This is a genomic window from Nonomuraea sp. B5E05, assembly GCF_039880665.1.
Classification (GTDB): domain Bacteria; phylum Actinomycetota; class Actinomycetes; order Streptosporangiales; family Streptosporangiaceae; genus Nonomuraea.
Window position 1 is genome coordinate 729407 of record NZ_JBDPMJ010000001.1, and the last position, 20771, is coordinate 750177.

17 protein-coding genes are annotated in these 20771 nt (G+C 71.3%); 10 read left to right on the plus strand and 7 right to left on the minus strand.

Going from position 1 to position 20771, the window contains the following annotated elements:
• The first annotated feature begins 120 nt into the window (after positions 1–120).
• Positions 121–1221, plus strand: a complete 1101-nt coding sequence (locus ABGB01_RS03315; protein ID WP_347770095.1) for an FCD domain-containing protein — start codon at positions 121–123, stop codon at positions 1219–1221.
• On the opposite strand, the gene ABGB01_RS03320 is transcribed toward ABGB01_RS03315, so the two are convergent.
• Positions 1208–3631, minus strand: a complete 2424-nt coding sequence (locus ABGB01_RS03320) for a glycoside hydrolase family 95 protein (RefSeq protein WP_347770097.1) — start codon at positions 3629–3631, stop codon at positions 1208–1210. The genes ABGB01_RS03315 and ABGB01_RS03320 overlap by 14 nt on opposite strands.
• 299 nt (positions 3632–3930) lie before the next feature.
• Here ABGB01_RS03320 and ABGB01_RS03325 point away from each other — a divergent pair, with 299 nt between their 5' ends.
• A complete protein-coding gene (locus tag ABGB01_RS03325; protein WP_347770099.1) occupies positions 3931–4773 on the plus strand; it encodes an amidohydrolase family protein in 843 nt (280 codons plus the stop codon).
• Between the two features lie 16 nt (positions 4774–4789).
• On the opposite strand, the gene ABGB01_RS03330 is transcribed toward ABGB01_RS03325, so the two are convergent.
• The 6 genes from ABGB01_RS03330 to ABGB01_RS03355 are packed head-to-tail and all read right to left on the minus strand — an operon-like array spanning position 4790 to position 10282.
• Positions 4790–5836 carry an aldose 1-epimerase family protein gene (locus ABGB01_RS03330; RefSeq protein ID WP_347770101.1) on the minus strand — a complete coding sequence of 349 codons (1047 nt, stop codon included), beginning with the start codon at positions 5834–5836 and terminating at the stop codon, positions 4790–4792.
• A complete protein-coding gene (locus ABGB01_RS03335) occupies positions 5833–6546 on the minus strand; it encodes an SDR family oxidoreductase (protein WP_347770103.1) in 714 nt (237 codons plus the stop codon). Before ABGB01_RS03335 ends, ABGB01_RS03330 begins: the two co-directional genes overlap by 4 nt.
• Complete coding sequence (locus ABGB01_RS03340; RefSeq protein WP_347770105.1) at positions 6543–7598, minus strand: hypothetical protein; 1056 nt, start codon at positions 7596–7598, stop codon at positions 6543–6545. Before ABGB01_RS03340 ends, ABGB01_RS03335 begins: the two co-directional genes overlap by 4 nt.
• Positions 7586–8776: a CoA transferase gene (locus tag ABGB01_RS03345; protein WP_347770107.1), complete on the minus strand. Its 1191-nt coding sequence runs from the start codon at positions 8774–8776 to the stop codon at positions 7586–7588. Before ABGB01_RS03345 ends, ABGB01_RS03340 begins: the two co-directional genes overlap by 13 nt.
• Positions 8776–9540: an enoyl-CoA hydratase/isomerase family protein gene (locus tag ABGB01_RS03350; RefSeq protein ID WP_347770109.1), complete on the minus strand. Its 765-nt coding sequence runs from the start codon at positions 9538–9540 to the stop codon at positions 8776–8778. Before ABGB01_RS03350 ends, ABGB01_RS03345 begins: the two co-directional genes overlap by 1 nt.
• A gap of 25 nt (positions 9541–9565) precedes the next feature.
• Complete coding sequence (locus tag ABGB01_RS03355) at positions 9566–10282, minus strand: FadR/GntR family transcriptional regulator (protein WP_347770111.1); 717 nt, start codon at positions 10280–10282, stop codon at positions 9566–9568.
• Positions 10283–10470: 188 nt separating this feature from the next.
• Between ABGB01_RS03355 and ABGB01_RS03360 the strand changes: the two genes are divergently transcribed.
• From ABGB01_RS03360 to ABGB01_RS03395, 8 genes are all read left to right on the plus strand, one after another.
• Positions 10471–11133 (plus strand): aspartate/glutamate racemase family protein, encoded by a 663-nt coding sequence (locus ABGB01_RS03360; RefSeq protein WP_347770113.1) that lies wholly within the window; start codon positions 10471–10473, stop codon positions 11131–11133.
• Positions 11130–12428: a RuBisCO large subunit C-terminal-like domain-containing protein gene (locus tag ABGB01_RS03365; RefSeq protein WP_347770115.1), complete on the plus strand. Its 1299-nt coding sequence runs from the start codon at positions 11130–11132 to the stop codon at positions 12426–12428. Before ABGB01_RS03360 ends, ABGB01_RS03365 begins: the two co-directional genes overlap by 4 nt.
• On the plus strand, positions 12425–13663 hold the full coding sequence (locus ABGB01_RS03370; RefSeq protein WP_347770117.1) for a four-carbon acid sugar kinase family protein: 1239 nt from the start codon (positions 12425–12427) through the stop codon (positions 13661–13663). Before ABGB01_RS03365 ends, ABGB01_RS03370 begins: the two co-directional genes overlap by 4 nt.
• A 210-nt stretch (positions 13664–13873) precedes the next feature.
• Entirely contained in the window at positions 13874–14626 is a 753-nt protein-coding gene (locus ABGB01_RS03375; RefSeq protein WP_347770119.1) for an SDR family NAD(P)-dependent oxidoreductase, read from the plus strand.
• 436 nt (positions 14627–15062) lie between these two features.
• On the plus strand, positions 15063–16040 hold the full coding sequence (locus ABGB01_RS03380; RefSeq protein ID WP_347770121.1) for an ABC transporter permease: 978 nt from the start codon (positions 15063–15065) through the stop codon (positions 16038–16040).
• A gap of 1 nt (position 16041) precedes the next feature.
• Positions 16042–16884, plus strand: a complete 843-nt coding sequence (locus ABGB01_RS03385) for an ABC transporter permease (protein ID WP_347770123.1) — start codon at positions 16042–16044, stop codon at positions 16882–16884.
• Positions 16881–18950, plus strand: coding sequence for an ABC transporter ATP-binding protein (locus ABGB01_RS03390; protein WP_347770125.1), 2070 nt, complete (start codon positions 16881–16883; stop codon positions 18948–18950). Before ABGB01_RS03385 ends, ABGB01_RS03390 begins: the two co-directional genes overlap by 4 nt.
• Complete coding sequence (locus ABGB01_RS03395; RefSeq protein ID WP_347770127.1) at positions 18947–20662, plus strand: ABC transporter family substrate-binding protein; 1716 nt, start codon at positions 18947–18949, stop codon at positions 20660–20662. Before ABGB01_RS03390 ends, ABGB01_RS03395 begins: the two co-directional genes overlap by 4 nt.
• Positions 20663–20771: the final 109 nt, after the last annotated feature.

The window sequence follows — 20771 nt, forward strand, 5'->3', positions numbered from 1 at the left end:
GTCGGTACTCGATTAGCGATTATTTAATACGTTGGCAACCGGGGTCGGTCAAGGGGTTATGCTCTGCTACAAATATGTTTCATGCGGTCGTCTGAGTCATAAGTGCGTTACAGTTGGGGCGTGACTGGACGCGTTGACGACAAACGGCTGGTAATGGGCGCCGAGGAGCGCGCCACGCTCGAGGCGTGGGCGGAGGAGGCCGGGGGAGGGCTGGGCCTGCGCAGCCGCATCGTGCTGGCGTGCGCCGACGGGCTGTCGCGCAAGGAGATCGCGACCCGGCTCGCCGTCAGCTCGGCGACCGTCGCGAAGTGGCGCGCCCGCTTCGTGGAGCGCGGCCTCGACGGCCTGGCCGACGCGCCGAGACCCGGGCGGCCGCGCAGCACGGAGCGGCAGGAGGCCGAGCGCGTGATCGCCGCCGCGGCTCATGGCTCCGCCGTGCCCTCCACCCGCTCGATGGCCAGGCAGCTCGGGCTGTCGCAGTCGACGGTCGCGCGCATCTGGCAGGAGCAGCAGATCGCGCCGCCCGCCAGCCAGGTGCTGCCCAGGGAGCTGCTGTCCGACCGGGTCTACGCGCTGCTGCGCGGCTGGATCGTCTCGGGAGAGCTCGTGGCCGGGCAGCGGCTGGTGGAGGCCGAGATCGCCCGCAGGGTCGGCACCAGCCAGGCCCCGGCGAGAGAGGCTATCAAGCGATTGGCGCACGAGGGACTGGTCATCTCCTATCCCAACCGGGGCAGCTACGTCGCGGAGATCTCCGACGAGCAGGCCCGGGAGGTGCGTGACATCAGGGTGTTGCTGGAGGAGTATGCCGCACGCGGCGCCGCCGTCCGCATCCAGCCCGAGACGTTGCAGCAGCTCGCGGGGGATGTGCTGGCCATGCGGCGGGCGGCGGGCGAGGGCGACATCGGAGCGTTCAGAGACGCCGACCTCGCCTTCCACCGGCGGGTGTGCGCCGCGTGCGGCAACTCCTTCCTGCTGCGGTTGTGGCGGACCATCGAGTCGAACCTGTGGAGCCTGCACGTGGTGGGCAACCCGCTCTACGAAGGTGACTGGATGGCGATGGCCGGCCACCACGACGACCTGGTGACGGCCCTGTCGTCCGGTGACCCGGACGAGGCGGCCCGCCTCTTCGCCGCCCACGCCCGCGGCGAGGCCTCCCGCACGCGCCCGCGTTCCCGGCCCGGCGCCGCCGCGCCGGGCCCGGAGGCCGTCAGACCGGGGTGATCTCGTACATCGCGCCCTTGCGGGTGTCGAAGACGAGGACTCCGGGTTCGGGCCGGTCGGCCCTGACCGGGCGGCCCCGTTCCGTGACGGTGACCGGGCGGGCGGTGCGGAGGGTGAGCTCGCGTCCGAGGTCCGAGCGGATCCGGCCGCGCCGCAGGGCGCCGCCCTCCCACGTGAGGTCCACCTCGAACCCGCCGCGTGCCCGCAACCCCCGGTACGACCCGGCGGGCCAGGCGGCGGGCAGGGCGGGCAGCAGGTGCACCTGGCCGGCGTGGCTCTGCAGCAACATCTCCGTGATTCCGGAGACCCCGCCGAAGTTCCCGTCGATCTGGAACGGCGGGTGCAGGTCGAACATGTTGGGCGCGGTGCGCGCGGGCACGAGCAGGTTGCCCAGCCGCTTGTACGCCTCGGCGGAGTCCAGCAGCCGCGCCCAGAAGTTGATCTTCCAGGCGAGCGACCATCCCGCACCCGCCTCGCCGCGCAGCTCCAGCGTCCGGCGGGCCGCCTGGGCCAGGTCGGAGGAGAGGCGCGGGTCGATCTGGTGGCCGGGGAACAGCCCCCACAGGTGGGAGATGTGCCGGCTGCGCGACAGGGCGGCGTCGCCTCTGTAGTCCTCCTGCCATTCCTGGATCTGCCCGAGATGTCCCACCTGGTTGGGCACGAGCCGCGAGCGGGCCTCGCCGGCCTTCGCGCGCAGGTCCTCCTCGACCCCGAGGACCTCCGACGCCTCCGCGAACGCGCCGAACAGGTCCCGCAGGATCTGCATGTCCATGGTGGGCCCCGCGCAGATGCTGACGTTCTCGTCGCCGTCCTCGTGGTGGCCCACCTCCGGCGAGTGGGAGGGGTTGGTCACCAGGTGGCCGGTCCTGGGGTCGGTCTGGAGGGTGTCGAGGAAGAACTCCACCGAGCCCTTGATGAGCGGGAAGTGCTCGCGCAGCCGCCGCTCGTCGCCGGTGTAGAGGTAGTGCTCCCACAGCGTCAGGCACAACCACGCCCCGCCGGTCGGCCACACGCCGTAGAAGGCGAAGTCCACGGGCGCCGTGCCCCGCCAGCCGTCGGTGTTGTGGTGGGCGACCCAGCCCTTGGCGCCGTACTGCGTCCTGGCGGTGCGCGCGCCGGTCTCGGCCAGGTCCTTGATCAGGTCGAACAGCGGGTCCATGCACTCGATGAGGTTGCCGGGCCCGGCCGGCCAGTAGTTCATCTCGCAGTTGATGTTGATGGTGTACTTCGACTCCCACGCCGGCGTGAGGGAGTCGTTCCAGATGCCCTGCAGGTTGGCCGCGTGGCCGGGCGCCCGGGAGCAGGAGATCAGCAGGTAGCGGCCGTACTGGAAGTAGAGGGCGGCCAGCTGCGGGTCCGTGTCGAGCTGCCGGCGGGCGATGCGCTCGCCGGTCGGCAGCGCGACCGCCTCCGACGTGCCGAGGTCGATCTCGACCCGGCCGAACAGCTTCTGGTAGTCCTGGACGTGCTTGCGCCGCAGCACCTCGTACGGCTGCCCGGCGGCCCGCTTCAGATGCCGTTCGGCCACCTCGGCGGGGTCGCCGCCGACGTCCTTGAAGCTGCGGTAACTGGAGCCCATGGAGATGAGCAGCGTCACCTCGTCGGCGCCGGTCACGGTGAGCGTGCCGCCGTCGGTGCCGACCGTCCCGCCCTTCGCCTCGGCCCTGGCCAGGGCGCGGAAGCGCACCTCGCCCTTGAGCCCCTGGGTGTCGCCGCTGACGCCGTCGAGGGCGATGGTGCCGGACCCGGCGGCGGCCGTCGTGGTGGCCTGCGGGCTGGAGAAGGCCGCCTGGAACGTCACCGAGCCGGGCTTGTCGGCCGTGTGCCGCACGACGATGACCTGGCCGGGGTTGCTGGCGAAGACCTCGCGGGTGTGGCGGACGCCGTCGCGGACGTAGGTGACGGTGGTGACGGCCCGGGTCAGGTCGAGCTCGCGCCGGTAGCCGGTGAACTCGGCCGAGCCGGGGAAGGTCAGGGTGAGGTCGCCGAGCACCTGGTACGGCGCCTGCTCGCTCGGGATGCCGAGGAACTTCTCGTCGGCCAGGTTCTGCGCCTTCTGCCACTTGTCCTCCCAGACCCACTGCCGGATCTGCGGGAGGGCGGCCAGCGCCTCGGGGTTGTCGTAGGTGTGCGGCCCGCCGGCCCAGATGCTGTCCTCGTTCAGCTGGAACCGCTCGGTGGCCACGCCGCCGAACACCATGGCGCCGATCCGCCCGCAGCCGACGGGCAGCGCTTCGAGCCACTCCTCGGCCGGGCGGGTGTACCAGAGGGTGAGCGGGTTCCCCTCCGGGCCGTGCCGCGTACCGGCCCGCGCGGGACCGGCGCTCACCCCGGTCACGAGCACGGATCCGGCCGCGGCGCCTAAGCCCGTCGCCAGCACGCCTCGTCGTGTGTAGCCGTCGTTGGTCACCGTTACTCCTCTTCCAGAACGCATGCCGCCGCCGGGGCGGGATGTCATGAGAGCGATGAGGGCGATCGTGCCGTCAGGGGGTCCGGATGTCTCTCGGACCGCGGGGGACGTCGAAGGCGAGGTGTTCAGCGGAGGTTCACCGTGAACATGGGATGTATGTCTACGCGAAGAGGGCTCTGATGTCTATACCTCCCTCAGTTCTGGCTCTAACGTAGGATGTATGTTAGGTTCCGGTCCGGAAACGATCTCCTTCTGGAGAGGGCGGCCATCGCCCGCTCCCGACCGAGCCGGAAGCCGTGATGACCCGCATCGACGCCCACCACCACGTCTGGGATCTGTCCGTCCGCCCCCACGCCTGGCTCGACCCGGAGCCCATGGCGCCCGTGCGCCGCACGTTCACCCTCGACGACCTCGCCGGGCCCGCCGCCGCGGCAGGGGTGAGCCGCACCGTGCTGGTGCAGGTGCTGCCCGACCTCGACGAGACCCGCGAGTTCCTGGCCCTGGCCGCCGGGTCCGAGCTCGTCGCGGGCGTCGTCGGCTGGATCGACCTGACCGCGCCCGACGCCGCCGACACCCTCGCCGGGCTGACCCATGGACAGCGCGGCGGGCTGGTCGCCGTCAGGCACGGCGTGCAGTCCGAGCCCGACCCCGGCTGGCTCACCCGCGCCGACGTGCGCCGCGGGCTCGCCGCCGTGGCCGCCGCCGGGCTGGCCTACGACCTGCTCACGCTCCCGCACCAACTGCCCGCCGCCATCGACACGGTGGCCGCCATGCCGGAGCTGACGTTCGTTCTCGACCACCTGTCCAAGCCGCCGATCGCCTCGGGCGAGCTGGAGCCGTGGCGCGGCCGGATCCTCGAACTGGCCCGCCACCCCAACGTCTTCTGCAAGCTGTCCGGGATGGTCACCGAGGCCGACCGGGCGTCCTGGCAGGTGGCCGACCTGCGGCCGTACGCCGAGATCGTCCTGGAGGCGTTCGGGCCCGAGCGGGTGATGTTCGGCTCCGACTGGCCCGTGTGCCTGCTCGCGGCCGGCTACGAGCGGGTCGCCGAGGCCGCCGGCGAGCTCTGCGCGGGCCTGTCGGACAGCGAGCGCGCCGACGTCTTCGCCGGGGCGGCGCGGCGCGCGTACCGGCTGGGCTGACGGCCGCCCGGCGGCCTCAGGGCGCCTCGACACGAAACGTGGTGTGGTACGCCCGCGACTCCTGCGGGCCGAGCCAGATCATGCTGCCGTCCTCCCTCGCCGCGGCGTCGCCGGCGACGTGGTGCGTGGACGGCTCGAGCCCGACCGCGTAGTTGCCCGAGCGCAGGTTCAGCCACTCGAAGAAGTACGGAAACTCCTCCGCCGGCCACTCCACGGACACCTTCATCCCGAGCCGGTCGTTGACCACGGCCACCCGGTGCAGCCCGTCGTCGCCGGGGACGAGCGCGTGCTCGTACACCTGCTCCACGAACCCCGGCACCGGCCCGGGGAAGACGAGGTGATCGGCCTTCTGCTCGGCCACGCTGTCGCTCTGCCAGAGCGTCTCGCGGATGGCGGCCTCGAACCTGGCGCCCTCGTCGAGCAGCGGCCAGCCCAGGTTGATGTGGTAGAGGTACATGTGCGGCGTCGGCTCGAACCCCGCGTTGGTGACGGTGTCGACCAGCCTGATCTCCTCGCCCCCGAGGTCGGCTTCGATCCGCCGCACCATTCGCAGGTTCTCGGCGAAGACCGCGGCCTGGCGCACCTCGCCCTCGGCCCACAACACGCAGCGCTCGCCGTCCCAGCGCTCGCCGTAGCCGGTCAGCCGGGCGGGCAGGTTGCCCGCGCGCCCGTGCAGGCCGTGCCGCACCGACGTGCGGGGCGGGTAGCGGTAAGGGCCGGCGGGCACGTCGCCGCCGAACAGCGTGTGGTCGAGCCCGGCCGTGACGATGAGCCCGGAGAACGAGCGCAACCAGGACAGCCCGTCCTCGTCGGCGTTCTCGTGCAGCCCCGGATGGCGGAAACCGGTGGGGGAGCGCCAGCCGAACGCGCGCCCGCCGTGCTCGGCGTGCCCGATGTCCATGCACCTGTCCACCAGCACGTCGAACGCCAGCCCCGAGCCCGTCCTGAACTCCAGCGTCCTGATGCCGCGCTCGGCCCCGTCGCCGAGCGTCACCAGCCGGACTCCGCCGGCCGCGCTCAGATCGCCCGTCAGCTCGGCCAGCCGCCTGCGGTCCGGCGTCATGCCATCACCCACCCTCCGTTGACTTCGATGGTCTGGCCCGTGACGAACGAGGCGTCCGGACCGGTCAGGAACGACACCACGGCCGCCAGCTCCTCCGGCTTGCCGCGCCGCTGGAGCGCCTGCCGCTCCAGCACCATCCGCTCGTACGCCTCCGGATCCGGATGGATGCTCTCCGCCGCCGTCGGGAACGCGCCGGGCGAGACGCAGTTGACCCGGATCTCCTTCGGGCCGAGCTCGCGGGCCAGCGCCCTGGTGAGCGCGGCGGCGGCGCCCTTGGTGGCGACGTAGGCGGCCAGGTCGGACCAGCCGCCGTGCATGGTGATGGAGGCGATGTTGACGATCGCGCCGCCCCGGTCGCCCATCTGCCTGCTCATCTGCTGGGCCGCGAGCTGGGCCGCCAGCCAGTAGGCGCGCTGGTTGACCGCGTGCACGTCGTCGTACTCGGCCAGCGGCACCTCCAGGAAGGGCCGGGCCGGGTAGACGGCCGCGTTGTTGACGAGGATGCCGACCGGCCCCAGCCGCGCCTCCGTCTCGGCGAACGCGGCCTCGACGGCGGCCGGATCGCGCAGATCGGTCTCCAGATTGAGCGCGCCTTCGAGCGTCCCGGCGTCGACGTCGAGTGCCGCCACCCGGTGGCCGTCGGCGGCCAGCCGGCGGACGATCGCCCGGCCGAGCGCGCCGGCGGCGCCGGTGACGAGCGCCGTGGTCATGGGTTCCTCCATTCGTCGTGGTGCAGGTCCTTGAGCAGGTCGCGGGCCTGGACCCGGGCGAGCAGCCCGTCGCGGATCAGCGCGGACGCCCTCTCCTGCAGGGCGATGTAGCCGGGGAAGCGCGGCCTGATCCAGGCGGCCTCCAAGGTGGCCCGGGTGTCGCGGTAGAAGCCGTCGCCCTCCCCGGCGGCCTCCCACATGGTGCGGGCCGCGGGCTGCCCGCCGGCGGCGGGGAACAACCCCGCCTGCACCGGCTCCGACAGCAGGCGGCGCAGGTGGGCGCGGACCTCCTCGCGGATCGTGCCTGCGCGCCGCCTGGAGACGGCCAGCCCGGTGCCGCCGAGCACGCTGCCCGGCGGCCGGCCCGGCCAGGCGGGCGCGTCGGAGAAGGACAGCGGGTAGGCGGAGTAGCCGTACAACAAGGGGCAGCAGTCGGCCTCACCAGCCGCCAACGCGTCGAGCACGCCGATCGGGTTGCGCAGCGACAGCCCGGGGTCCGCGACCGCCAGCAGCTCCGCCATCAGCTCCAGCGCCCTGACCCCGGCCTCCTCGTCCAGGAAGTCGCCCGAGCAGAGCGCGCAGAACATGAGGAACGCGTGCGGCCCGCCCAGGCACAACGCCATGCGCGTGCCCCGGGCGAACTCCGCCATCTCCGTCCACTCCGCCGGCACCCGCACGCCCGGCCTGGCCGCCGCCACCTGGGTGGCCGCGTCGAGCGGCAGCGCCCACTGGCGCCCGTCCAGGTGGTAGCTGTCGAAGCACCGGCCCGCCGAGCCGGCCCGCAGGCCCGCCAGCTCGTCCGGCTCGAACAGCTCCTCCATCGGCACCAGCGCGTCCACCGCCGCGCCCAGCCCCGGATGGTCGATGACGAGCACGTCGTACGTCTCGCAGAGCCGCGCGATCGGCTCCGACTCGAACCCCTCAAGCGGCTGCCGGTCCCACACGATCGGCTCGGGCACGTCGCCGTACGGGTTCTGGCCGGCCAGGTCGAGCCGGGTCAGCTCGTCGAGCGGCGCGTACCCCCTCGGATGGTCCCAGGTCAGTCCTCGCATGCCAGCACGCCCTCCGCCACCAGCTCGGCCGCGCGCTCCGGCGGGTATCCGAGCTCGTCGAGCAGTTCCCTGGTGTGCTCGCCCACCAGCGGCGCGCCCCTGCGCACCTCGGGAGGGGTGGCGCTCAGGCCGTACGGGAAGCCGGGCGTGGTCACCGTGCCCTCGGTGCGGTGCTCGTAGGTGACGAACGACCCGTTCTGCCTGACCTGCGGATCGGCCACCAGGTCGGCGTAGCCGTACACCGGGCCGGCCCACAGGTCGTGGCGGGCGCAGATCTCCAGCCACTCGGCGGTCGTGCGGCCGGGCAGGCGGCGGGCCACGATCGCGGTGATCTCGTCGCGCCTGGTGTGGCCGTCGGCGTCGCCGTCCATGCCCGCGAGCTCGGGCAGGTCGAGGGCGACGGCCAGCGTGTCGAGCCGGGGCATGCCGAGCGCGAGATAGCCGTCCTTGGTGGCGAACACGCCGTAGGGCGCGCGGATGTAGGTGTGGCCGTGCGGCTCGCTCCCGCGGCGCTGCGGCACCCCGCCGACCGTGAAGATCGACAGCTCCTGCATCTGCACGGCGACGGCGGCGTCCAGCATGTTGACGCTCACCCGTTGCCCCTCCCCGGTGCGCTCGCGGTGCAGCAGCGCGGCGAGCGCGCCCTCGAAGGCGCTGTAGGCGGTGATGGCGTCGATGGCGTACGTGCCCGCGGGGGCCGGCGGGTCCCCCTCGCGGCCGGTGCTCAGCATGGCGCCGCTCATGGCCTGCAGCAGCAGGTCCTGGCCGGGCCGCGACGCGTACGGCCCGGTCTCGCCGTAGCCGGACATGGAGACGTACACGATGCGGGGGTTGAGCGCGCTGATCGTGGCGTAGTCCATGCCGAGCCGCTCGGCGACGCCGGGACGGTAGTTCTGCAGGAACACGTCGGCCGTCGCGGCCAGCTTGTGCACGATGGCCCGGCCCTCGTCCGCCTTCAGGTTGACGGCCAGGCTGCGCTTGTTGCGGTTGAGCGACAGGAAGGACGCGTTCACCCGGTTGCCCGTCGCCCCGCCCGCCGGCGCGTGCCGCTGCCACTCGCCGGTCACCGGCTCCACCTTGACCACGTCGGCGCCCAGGTCGCCCAGCCGCATGGCGGCCAGCGGGCCCGCCATCGCGATGGACAGGTCGACCACGCGGTAACCGTCGAGAACGCCCATCAGCGCCCCTCGAAGACGGGCTCGCGCCGCTCGGCGAAGGCGGCCCTGCCCTCGGCCGCGTCGGCGGTGGCGAAACAGACGGTCTGCAGGTCGCGCTCGTACTGGATGGCCTGCTCCAGCGGCATCGAGTAGGCCGCCCTGACGTTGGCCTTGGCCGTCTGCGCGGCGATCGGCGGCCTGGCCGCGATCCGGCCGGCCAGCTCCAGCGCGGCCGGCAGCAGCTCCTCCCGCGGATGCAGCTCGGTGACCAGGCCCCACCGCAGGGCGCGGGCGGCGTCGATCGGGTCGCCGGTGAGCAGCATGGTGGCCGCGTTGCTCGGGCCGACGGCGTGGGCGAGCAGCGCCGACTGGCCGCTGCCGCCGATCCAGCCCAGCTTGATCTCGGGCGCGGCGAACGTCGCGGTGTCGGCGGCCAGCCGGATGTCGCAGGCCAGGGCCAGTTCCAGGCCGCCGCCGTAGGCGTAGCCGTTGACGGCCGCGATGATCGGCTTGCGCAGGGCTCGTACGGCGTCGCCGTAGTCGCCGCGGTTGCGGAACTCCCACGGCGTGGCGTAGTCGTCGAGCTCGCCGATGTCGCTGCCGACGCAGAACGCGCGTTCGCCCGCGCCCGTGAGCACGGCCACCCGTACGGCCGGGTCGGCGTCGACCCGGTCCAGGCCGGCGCGGAGCGCGGCGGCCATGTCGGGGGTGATGGCGTTGAGCTTGGCGGGTCTGTTCAGGGTGACGACGGCCACGGGGCCGTCGACGTCGACGTGAACGTGCACTTGTTCGCTCTTTTCGGTGAAGTCTTCAGCAGCAGAGGCGGACGTGCTGCTCGGCGTCGGCGCGGGCGACCTCGACCACCTCGCGCATCGCCTCTTCGGCCTTGCGGTGGTGGTGGCGCCTGATCGCCACGGCCACCCGCTCGTGGCCGGGCAGCGTCTCCTTGTTGTGGGCGACCGAGCGGGTGTGCACCTGGCGCACGGACCGCAGGGCGAGGCTGATCATGTCGTAGATGTAGAGCAGCAGGTCGTTGTCCGCCGCGGCGAACACCGCCTTGTGGAAGGCCAGGTCGGCCTCGATGAACGGCTCGGGGTCGTCGGCGGTGGCGTAGAGCGCGGCCAGTGCCTCGTCGATGCGCCGGACGGCCACCGCGTCCGCCCGCTCGGCCGCCACCCGCGCCGCCCCTGGCTCCAGCGCGACCCGCAGGTCGGCCAGCACCCGGATGTCGCCGGGCCGCGGCTCGGGCATGAACCGCCAGCTCAGGACGTCGGCGTCGAGCAGGTTCCAGGACTCGCGGGGGCGCACGATGGTGCCCGCGCTCCTCCTGGTCTCCAGCAGGCCCTTGCCGGCCAGCACCTTCACGCCCTCCCTGACGGCGGAGCGGCCCACGCCGAGCTCGCCGACCAGCTCCTCCTCGATGGGGATGGACGTGCCGGGGGCCAGCGCGCCCCCGACGATCTGGGCGCCGAGCGCCTGGACGACCTGGACGTGCCGGGCCGCGTCCGGCTGGGGATCTGTTGCCACGGTTCCGCAAGGTACCCCGAGCGCGCACCTTTTCCTAGACCTTTCATCGGATGAAGTTCGAATTTCATCCGATGAAGACCCTTAACAATCCACGATCTCGGTAGTACGTTGCCTGGGAGCGGCACGACCAGTCGCCCGAGCAGACCGCCACCGCCACCCGCTGGTCACCGACCCCATAGGGAGACACCATGAGGCTGGGACTGATCCACACCTCGGCCACGCTGGTCGACGTGTTCGCCAAGCTGTGCGCCGAGCACCTCCCCGGCATCGACACGTTCAACATCGTCGACGACAGCCTGATCAAGAACACCGTCGCCGCGGGCCGCCTCACCCCCCAGACCGCGCGCCGCGTCGCCGGTCACGTCGGCTCCGCCGAGGCCGCGGGGGCCGATCACATCCTGGTGACCTGCTCGTCCATCGGCGCGGCCGTCGAGGCCGCCGAGCCGCTGACCGGCGTGCCGGTGACCCGGGTGGACCGCCCGATGGCCGACCGCGCCGTCGCGCTCGGCCGCCGGATCGGCGTGCTCGCCACCCTGAGCACCACCCTCGAACCCACCGCCGACCTGGTACGCCGGCGCGCCGCCGCGGCCGGCAAGGAGATCGAGCTGACCGCCAGGGTGTGCGAGGGCGCGTTCGAGGCGCTGATGAGCGGCGACGCCGCCACCCACGACGCGCGCGTGGCGCAGGCCCTGAGCGAGCTCGGCGGGGACGTCGACGTGGTCGTGCTGGCCCAGGCGTCGATGGCCCGCGTCGCCGGTACGGTGTCGGCGGCGGCGCCGATCCTGGCCAGCCCGCCCCTCGCCATGGAACACCTGGCCGGGGAGCTCCTGGGCGAGCGGACGCGCCGATGACCGCCTCGCCGGGGGCGGAACACGTACCGGCCGCCTCGCACGGGGCCGGGCGCGAGCTGACCGTCGCCACGTACCACGTGCTCACCCGCCTCCCGCTCGACCAGGCGGTGAGCGCGATCGCGGGAGAGCAGAGCACCGGCACGTTCGTCAGCGTCGCGGGGGAGACCGACGAACTGCGCGCCCGGCACGGCGCGGTGGTGCTCGGCATGACCGAGATCCCCGCGCCGGTCGCCGAGGCCCTGCCGGGCGCGGCCGGCGACGGGCCGCTCACGGCGGGCCTGGTGCGGATCGGGTTCCCGCTCGGCAACACCGGGCCGTCGCTCACGAACGTGCTCCCCGTGGTCGCGGGCAACCTGTTCGAGCTGCGCGAGCTGGCCGGGCTGAAGCTGGTCGACCTCGACCTGCCCGCGGCCTTCGGGGAGGCGTACCTGCCCGCCCGGTTCGCGGTGGAGGGCACCCGGCGGCTGGCAGGACGTCCGGACGGGGTGCTGATCGGCACCATCGTCAAGCCCAACGTCGGGCTGCGCCCTTCCGACTACGTGGACCTGGTGCTCGAACTCGGGCTGTCCGGGGCCGACTTCATCAAGGACGACGAGGTGAACGGCGACTGCCCGCCCGCGCCGCTGCCGCAGCGGGTGCGCGCGGTCACGGGCGCGCTCGACGAGGTCGAACGGCGGACCGGGCGGCGGCCGATGTACGCGTTCAACATCAGCGACGAACCCGACCGGATGCTCGCCAACCACGACCTCGTCGTGGCGGCGGGGGGCACCTGCGTCATGGTCAACCTGAACGTCGTGGGCCTCCCGGCCGTCGCGATGTTGCGGCGGCACTCCCGCGTGCCGATCCACGGGCACGTCACCGGCACCGGAGCACTGTTCCGCCACCCGGGGATCGGCATCGCGCACGTCGCCTACCAGAAGCTGGCCCGCCTGGCCGGGGTCGACCACCTGCACTGCGGCGGGTTCCACAGCAAGTTCTACGTCACCGACGACGACGTGCAGCAGGCGGTGGCGGCCGTGCGCGAACCGCTGCTCGGCGGCTTCCCGTGCCTGCCCGTGTTGTCGTCCGCCCAGTGGGCCGGCACCGCGCCGGTCACCCTGGAACGCACCGGCACCAGCGACCTGCTCGTCCTGGCGGGAGGCGGCGTGCTCGGCCACCCCGACGGGCCCGCGGCCGGGATCACCAGCATCCGGCAGGCGTGGACGGCGGCGGAGGCGGGCGTGCCGCTGGCCGAGGTGCGCGAGCCCGAGCTGGCCCGGGCGCTGCGGCACTTCGGCGGGGTGGTGCGCCGATGACGCGCATCGCCTTCGCGGCCGACGACTTCACGGGCGCGACCGACGCGTTGTGGCAGTTCAGGCGGTTCGGGCTGAGCGGATCCCTCGTCACCGACGTGGCGCACCTGCACGACCGGGACGACGTCATCGGCATCGCCACCACGGCCCGGGCGTCGGCCGACCCGGCGTCCGTGGTGCTGCCCGCGTTCACGGCGCTGGCGGCGCTGCGGCCGCTGGTCATCCAGTACAAGGTCTGCTCGACCTTCGACTCGTCCCCGGAGCACGGGAGCATCGGGGCCGTCATCGCGGCCCTGCACCGTGCGGGCCTGGCGCGGGGCCCCGTGCCGGTGCTGGCCGCGCAGCCCGAACTGGGCCGCTACACGTGGTTCGCCAACCATTTCGTACGCGCGGGCGACGAGGTCCACCGGCTCGACCGGTACCCGCCGGCGCGCGACCACCCGGTCACCCCCGCGACGGAGGCCGACCTGCGGGCGCGCCTGGCCGGGCAGGGCGCTGGACGGACCGGGTGGTTGCCCGCGTCGCCGTCGGAGGAGGCGTACCGGGCGAGGGCCGGGGACACCGGGAACGCGGCCTTCGTCGCGGACGCGATGACGGACGACCACGTCAGGGCGCTCGGCCGGCTGCTGCTCGCCGACGCCGCCACCCGTACCCCGCTGTGCTGCGTCGGTTCCGGCGGCCTCAGCCACGCCCTCGCCTCAGCCCTCACCGCCGACCCCACCCCAGTGACAACGGTGGAGCAGGCAGCGCTGGGAGCGGTCGCGCCGGTGCTCGTCCTGTCGGGGAGCCGGTCGCCGATCACCGCCCGCCAGATCGACACCGCCGAGCGCGCGGGATGGCGGGTGCTCGGAGACCTGTCCGGCCCTGCCGGCCTCACCGAGCAGGTCGAGGCGAGCCTGCGCGACGGCCGTCACACCGTCGTCGAGTCGACGCGTGGACCGGCCAGGGACCCTGACGGCATCGGGACGTCGCTCGGCCGGATCGCCGCGACCATGGTGCGGGCCGGGCTGGTGCGGCGGCTGGTGGTCGCGGGCGGCGACACGTCAGGGCAGGTCGTGGCCGCGCTTGAGACCCGGTCACTGGACGTGGTCGCCTCGCTTGCGGCCGGCGGGCCGGTGTGCGTGCTGGCCTCGGACGATCCCTCGGTCGATGGGATCGAGGTGGCGCTGAAGGGCGGCCAGGTGGGCGGCGACGACTTCTTCCTCCGCGCCGCGGCCGGTCTCGCCGCCATCGGCTGATCCGCCGGCCGGCACCGTGCCGTCCGCCCCGCTCAGCCGGGGGAGTGATCCACGAAGCGGTAGCCGGGCGGATACGACGGGAGGAGTAGCGCGGGCGGTGGCGCGCACTCCGGGAGACGCAGGCGGGAAACACCCGTGTGTCCGGCGCCGCCGGCCGCCCGCACCGGGCAAGGTGAAGCCGGAAACACCGACGACGGAGGGAGCACGGTCATGATGTATCCGGACCTTGAGGGAAAGGTGGCGCTGGTCACCGGCGGTTCTGGCGGCATCGGGAGCGAGACCGCCCGGGTGCTGGCCGGGCAGGGCATGCGGGTCGTGGTGAACGGGCGCGACCCCGTCGCCATCGAGAACGTCGTGCGGTCCATCGGCGGGACGGCGATCGGCGTCGCGGCGGACACCACCGATCCCGCCGCCGTCGAGTCGATGCGCGAGGAGGTCGAGCGCCGGCTGGGCCCCGTCGACGTGCTGGCGGTCTTCGCCGGCGGCGGCACCGGCAGGCCGCGGCCCATCGACCAGATGAGCGAGGACGACTGGCACGCCACCGTGCACGCCAACCTCACCTCGACGTTCCTGGCCGTCAGGAGCTTCCTGCCCGGCATGCGACGGCAGGGGAGCGGCTCGATCATCACGATGGCGTCCCTGGCGGCGCGCACCCCCACGCCCGCCTCCGTGGCCTACACGGCGGCGAAGGCCGGAGTCATCGCGCTGACCAGGCAACTCGCGCACGAACTCGGCCCCGCAGGCATCCGGGTCAACGCCGTCGCCCCCTCGACGATCATGACGGACCGGCTGGAGGAGCGGATGCCGCAGGAGTTCAAGGACCGCATGCTGGCCGAGCATCCGCTGGGGCGGCTCGGCACGCCGCTCGACGTCGCGAACGTGGCGGCCTTCTTGGCCTCCGGCGCCTCCTCGTGGATCAGCGGGCTGACGATCGACGTCGCGGGCGGCAAGTGGATGCCGTAGTGCCCGCTGTCGCGGCTGGGCGCCGTGGGCCCGCCGGCGGCTCGGCGAACGATCCGTCGAGAGACGGTGGCGCCCTCGACGCCGCACACACCACAATCGCAAAGACAAAGTGGATCACCTTGCGCGATCGTCAAATAGTGTCCGGATTCTGTGACATTACCCTCGGCGGCGGCGCCGTGAAGCGGATCAGGTGAGGAGGTGTTCTCGCAGGTGGAGCCGGTGATCCAGGGGTGCGCGGCGAGGGTTTCCGGGCTAATGCGCTTGACCTGACCGTTACGTCGCACGGTTTCTGCCCGTTATATTTTTACATATATTCTGCGCTCTGATCGCCATCTCGGCGTCAAGTGGATTTCACCAAGCGAGATGGGTTTACGTTGCGAGGGCGCCTCTCTCCCGCTGGAAAGTCCGCGCCCACGGTCAGCGCGAACGGAGAGTAATGGGCAAGTACCTGCTCCGCAGGTTGGCAATAAATGTGATCTTGGTCGCCATGGCGGCCAGTCTGGCGTACATGCTCGCGGCCACCACCATGAACCCGCGGGGGGCGTACGAAGGTCGCCAGCCACCGGTCGCAGAGGCGGTCATCGACGCGACGCTCGATGAGTACAACCTGAACGACAAGACCCCGGTGCTCGTCCGTTACGGCACGTGGGCGAAGGGCGTCATCACCGGCGACTTCGGCCGCACCTGGAACGGTGGTTCGGTCAACAACGAGATGGGCCGGCGGATCATGGTGAGCCTCCGGCTGCTGCTCATCGGCACGCTGGTCGGCTTCGCCGTCGGTGTGGCGCTGGGCGCGATCTCCGCGGTGAAGCAGTACAAACTCACCGACCGGTTCATCGGGGTCAGCTCCTTCGTGATCATGGCCGTTCCGGTGTTCGTGCTGGCCACTCTCCTCGCGATCGCCACGTACAACCTGAACAGAGGGCTGGGGTTCTCGCTTATCGAGTACACCGGCGAGTACAACCCCCGGCTGTCGGGCTTCGACCAGTTCCTCAACCGGCTGAACCACCTGATCCTGCCGACGATCTCGCTCAGCCTCGGCCTGATCGCCTTCTACAGCCGCATCCAGCGCAACATGATGCTCGACGTGCTCAACCAGGACTTCGTCCGCACCGCCATGGCCAAGGGTCTGAGACGCAGGACGGCGCTGACCAAACACGCGCTGCGCACCGCGCTGATCCCCGCCGCCACCTATTTCGCCTTCGCGTTCGGGACGATGTTCACGGGCGCCACCTTCACCGAGAAGATCTTCGCCTGGCACGGCATGGGCGCCTGGCTGGTCGACTCGATCAACCAGAACGACGTCAACTCCGTCGCCGCGGTGACCTTCTTCACCGCCGTCTGCGTGCTGTTCGCCGCCTTCCTGTCGGACCTGCTGGTGGCGGCCCTCGATCCTCGGGTGCGGGTGAGCTGACATGCGTTCGAAAGTCGTCCTGCGGCGCCTGCTCCGCAACAAGCAGGCCCGCTATGGCTCCATCGCCCTGATCGTGCTGGTGGCACTGGCCTACCTCGGGCCGTTCTTCGGCCCGTACGACTGGACCGAGAAGGACTTCCTGGCCTTCCTGTCGCCCCCCGGCGGCGACCACTGGTGGGGCACCACCACGATCGGCCAGGACATGTACGCGGTCACGCTCCGCGGCATGCAGAAGTCGATCATCATCGGCCTGCTCGTGGCGCTCATCTCCACAGGGCTCGCCGCGATCGTGGGCGCGTTCGCCGGATATTTCGGTGGCTGGGTGGACAAGGCGCTCATGTGGGGTGTGGACCTGCTGCTGGTCCTGCCGAGCTTCCTGATCATCGCCATCATCTCGCCGCGGCTGCGGGAGGGCGCCTCCTGGCTCTGGTTCGTGGTGCTGCTCGCCGCGTTCTCCTGGATGATCACCTCCAGGGTGGTGCGCAGCATGACGCTCTCGCTCCGCGAGCGGGAGTACGTGCAGGCCGCCGTCTACATGGGCATCCCCCGCTGGAAGATCATCTTCCGGCACATCGTGCCCAACCTGTCCTCGCTGCTGATCATCGACGCCACGCTCAACGTCAGCGGCGCGATCATCGGCGAGGCGGCGCTGTCCTTCTTCGGCTTCGGCATCCAGCCGCCGGACGTCTCGCTCGGCACGCTGATCGCCGAGGGCTCGCGCAACGCCACCGGCTACCCCTGGCTGTTCGCCTTCCCCGCGGGCCTGCTGGTGCTGCTCGTGCTCAGCGTGAACCTGATCGGCGACGGCCTGCGTGACGCACTCGACCCGGGGAGCAACTCGTGAGCATCTTGGAGGTCAGGGACCTCACCGTCACCTTCCCCGGCGGCATCCAGGCCGTGCGCGGCGTCAGCTACGAGGTCGAGCGCGGCGAGGTGCTCGGCATCGTCGGCGAGTCCGGCTCGGGCAAGTCCGTCACCTCTCTCGCCGTCATGGGCCTGCTGCCGGCCAACGCCGTGGTCAGCGGCTCGGTCAAGCTGCACGGCCAGGAACTGCTCGGCATGAAGGAGGACGAGCAGATCAAGGTACGCGGCAGGACGATCAGCATGATCTTCCAGGATCCGCTGTCGGCGTTCACGCCCGTCTACACCATCGGCGACCAGATCGCCGAGGCCGTCCGCGTCCACCAGAACGTCGGCAAGGACAAAGCCGCCAAGCGCGCCGTCGAACTGCTCGACCTGGTCGGCATCCCCAATCCGAGCCTGCGCTCCAAGGCGTTCCCGCACGAGTTCTCCGGCGGCATGCGGCAGCGCGCGATGATCGCCATGGCCGTCGCCAACGACCCCGACCTGCTCATCTGCGACGAGCCCACCACGGCGCTCGACGTGACCATCCAGGCCCAGGTGCTGGAGGTGCTCAAGACCGCCCAGCAGGAGACCGGCGCCGGCATCGTGATGATCACGCACGACCTGGGCGTCATCGCCGGCATGGCCGACCGGGTGGTCGTCATGTACGCGGGCCGCCCGGTCGAGCAGGGCCCCGTGGACGACATCTACTACCGGCCGCGGATGCCGTACACGATGGGTCTGCTCGCCTCGATCCCGAGGATCGACGGCGAGGAGGGCCCGCTCGTGCCCATCGACGGCAACCCGCCCTCGCCCGCGTCGCTGCCGCCCGGCTGCCCCTTCGCGCCGCGCTGCCCGATGAAGGTGGACATGTGCGACGACGAGGAGCCGCCGCTGACCCCCTTCGGCAGCGGCCGCCACGTGGCCTGCATCCGCTCGCACGAGATCGAGCACAAGGGCCTGACCGGGGCCGACGTGTTCCCCGTGCCGGTCATCCCGCCCAACGAGGTGGTCAAGGTGCCGCGCGCCGAGCGCCCCACGGTGCTCGAGCTCGACGACATGATCAAGCACTATCCGCTGCTGAAGGGCGCGATCGTCAAGCGCCGCGTCGGCACCGTCTACGCCGTCGACGGCATCACCTTCGACATCGCGCAGGGCGAGACGCTGGCCCTGGTCGGCGAGTCCGGCTGCGGGAAGACCACCACGCTGCAGCAGATCATGCAGCTGCAGCCGCCGGAGGGCGGGCGGGTCGTGGTGCTCGGCAAGGACAGCGCCGAACTGGACAAGGCAGGGCGTAAGGGCCTGCGCCGCGATCTGCAGATCGTCTTCCAGGACCCCATGGCCGCGCTCGACCCGCGCATGCCGGTCGGCGACATCATCGCCGAGCCGCTGCGGGCGCACGGCAAGAAAGAGGTGCGCGGGAAGGTCGAGGAGCTGCTGGAGCTCGTCGGGCTGGCCGCGGAGCACGCGGAGCGTTACCCCCAGCAGTTCTCCGGCGGCCAGCGGCAGCGCATCGGCATCGCCCGCGCGCTCGCGCTGGAGCCGAAGCTGCTCGTGCTCGACGAGCCGGTCTCCGCGCTCGACGTGTCCATCCAGGCGGGCGTGATCAACCTGCTGGACGAGCTCAAGAGCAGGCTCGGCCTGTCCTACCTGTTCGTGGCGCACGACCTGGCGGTGGTCAGGCACCTGGCCGACCGCGTGGCCGTCATGTACCTGGGCAGGATCGCCGAGATCGGTACGGTCGAGGACGTCTACGACAGTCCCGCGCACCCGTACACGCAGGCTCTGCTGTCGGCGATCCCGCTGCCCGACCCCGAGCTGGAACGCACCCGCAAGCGGATCCTGCTCGAAGGCGACCTGCCCAGCCCGGCCGACCCGCCGTCTGGATGCAGGTTCCGCACCCGCTGCCCCAAGTTCGCCCTGCTCAGCGAGGCGGAGCGGCGGCGGTGTGTGGACGAGGAGCCCTCGGTTGCCCGGCTGGCGAGCGCCGTCGACCACGGCGCCGCCTGCCACTACGCGGAGGAAGTCGAGGTCATCACGGCCTCGGACAATCAGGAGGAAGAGTGAAGGTTCGTTACCGTGCAGCCGCTGGGCTGACGGTCCTGGCCATGGCCGTCGCGGCCTGTGGCGGCGGCGGCGAGACCAAGCAACCGAACGCCGAGCAGTCCAAGCAGGCTCAGCAGCAGATGTCGGAGACCCCGGCCATCAGCATCAATCCCGTCCCGTACGAGCAGGTCAAGGACGGCGGCACGCTGACCGTGGCGATCGGCCAGTGGCCGAGCCAGTGGAACGGCCAGCACGTGGACGGCAACCAGGCCGACACCGCGTTCATGCTCGACGCGTTCCTGCCGCAGCTGATGGTCTCCGACGAGAATGCCACTTTCACCGCCAACCCCGACTACCTGACCGACGTCAAGAGCGAGATCACCGACGGCAAGCAGGTCGTCACCTACACGCTCAACGACAAGGCCCAGTGGTCGGACGGCACGCCGATCACGTGGAAGGACCTCGAGGCCCAGTGGAAGGCCAACAACGGCGAGAACGAGAAGTTCAAGCCCGCCTCGAAGGACGGCTGGGACAAGATCGCGTCGGTCGAGAAGGGCGACTCCGACAAGGTCGCCATCGTGACCTTCAAGCAGCCCTACCTCGAGTGGCAGGGCCTGTTCAACCGCGGCACCTCGCACCTGCTGCCGGCCAAGCACATCGAGACGCCTGACGCGTACGACAACGACTACCTGCAGAAGATCCCGGTCACCGCCGGGCCCTTCAAGGTCGAGAAGCTCGACGAGGGCACCAAGACCCTCACCCTCGTGGCCGACGACAAGTGGTGGGGCAAGAAGCCCAAGCTCGAGAAGGTCATCTTCCGGACGATCGAGACGCCCGCCGCGCAGGTGAACGCCTTCGCCAACGGCGAGATCGACGCCGTGGAGATCCCGCCGGGCAGCCCGGCCGACCTCAAGCGGGCCAAGGAAGTCCCCGACGTGGACATCCGCAAGGCGCTGAGCCCCAACTGGCGGCACATCACGGTCAACAACCAGAGCGATTTCCTGAAGGAGAAGTCGGTCCGGCAGGCCGTGCAGTACGCGATCAACCGTGACGTGATCACGCAGTCCGACCTGAAGGACATGGACTGGCCGCTGCAGACGCTCGGCAACCACGTCTTCATGAACAACCACAAGAGCTACGTCGACAACTCCGGCGACCTCGGCAAGTACAACCTGGAGAAGGCCAAGCAGCTGCTCGACGCGGCCGGCTGGAAGCAGGAGGCGGAGGGCCAGCTCCGCAAGAAGGACGGCAAGGAGATGAAGCTGACCTTCGTCGTCCCGGCGGGCGTGCCGTACGCGAAGACGGAGGGCGAGCTGACCCAGGCCATGCTCAAGGAGGCCGGCGTCGGCCTGACCATCCGACCGGTCCCCGATGACAAGTTCTTCACCGACTTCATCATCAAGGGCGACTTCGACCTGGTGCCGTTCTCCTGGATCGGCACGCCGCTCCCGATCGGCAGCCTGGCGCAGATCTACAGGACCGGCTCCGAGAGCAACTTCCCGAAGTCCGACGACCCGGCCGTTGACAAGGCGATCGACGCCGCGGTGTCCGCGACGGACGAGACCCAGGCCGCCCAGCTGGCCAACGAGGCCGACAAGCTGATCTGGGACATGGTGCACACCATCCCGCTGTACCAGCGTCCTGACATCCAGGCGACCAAGAAGACCCTCGCCAACTATGGCGCTGAGGGCTACAAGTACAACAACTGGACGGAGATCGGCTTCACCGGCTGATCCTCGCGCACGACGAACCCCCGGCCGGGCCTGCCCCGCCGGGGGTTTCGCGTGTCCGCGCGGAGCCGGTTGGCGGGCTCTGTGGTCGTCGGGTAGGGTCGTGCCCCGA

Excerpts from the sequence above, each read along its gene's own strand:
- ABGB01_RS03345 (WP_347770107.1), bottom strand. The coding sequence starts at position 8,776 with ATGGGCGTTCTCGACGGTTACCGCGTGGTCGACCTGTCCATCGCGATG.
- ABGB01_RS03330 (WP_347770101.1), bottom strand. The coding sequence starts at position 5,836 with ATGACGCCGGACCGCAGGCGGCTGGCCGAGCTGACGGGCGATCTGAGC.
- ABGB01_RS03375 (WP_347770119.1), top strand. The coding sequence starts at position 13,874 with ATGATGTATCCGGACCTTGAGGGAAAGGTGGCGCTGGTCACCGGCGGT.
- ABGB01_RS03335 (WP_347770103.1), bottom strand. The coding sequence starts at position 6,546 with ATGACCACGGCGCTCGTCACCGGCGCCGCCGGCGCGCTCGGCCGGGCG.
- ABGB01_RS03370 (WP_347770117.1), top strand. The coding sequence starts at position 12,425 with ATGACGCGCATCGCCTTCGCGGCCGACGACTTCACGGGCGCGACCGAC.
- ABGB01_RS03380 (WP_347770121.1), top strand. The coding sequence starts at position 15,063 with ATGGGCAAGTACCTGCTCCGCAGGTTGGCAATAAATGTGATCTTGGTC.
- ABGB01_RS03325 (WP_347770099.1), top strand. The coding sequence starts at position 3,931 with ATGACCCGCATCGACGCCCACCACCACGTCTGGGATCTGTCCGTCCGC.
- ABGB01_RS03340 (WP_347770105.1), bottom strand. The coding sequence starts at position 7,598 with ATGCGAGGACTGACCTGGGACCATCCGAGGGGGTACGCGCCGCTCGAC.
- ABGB01_RS03360 (WP_347770113.1), top strand. The coding sequence starts at position 10,471 with ATGAGGCTGGGACTGATCCACACCTCGGCCACGCTGGTCGACGTGTTC.
- ABGB01_RS03385 (WP_347770123.1), top strand. The coding sequence starts at position 16,042 with ATGCGTTCGAAAGTCGTCCTGCGGCGCCTGCTCCGCAACAAGCAGGCC.
- ABGB01_RS03365 (WP_347770115.1), top strand. The coding sequence starts at position 11,130 with ATGACCGCCTCGCCGGGGGCGGAACACGTACCGGCCGCCTCGCACGGG.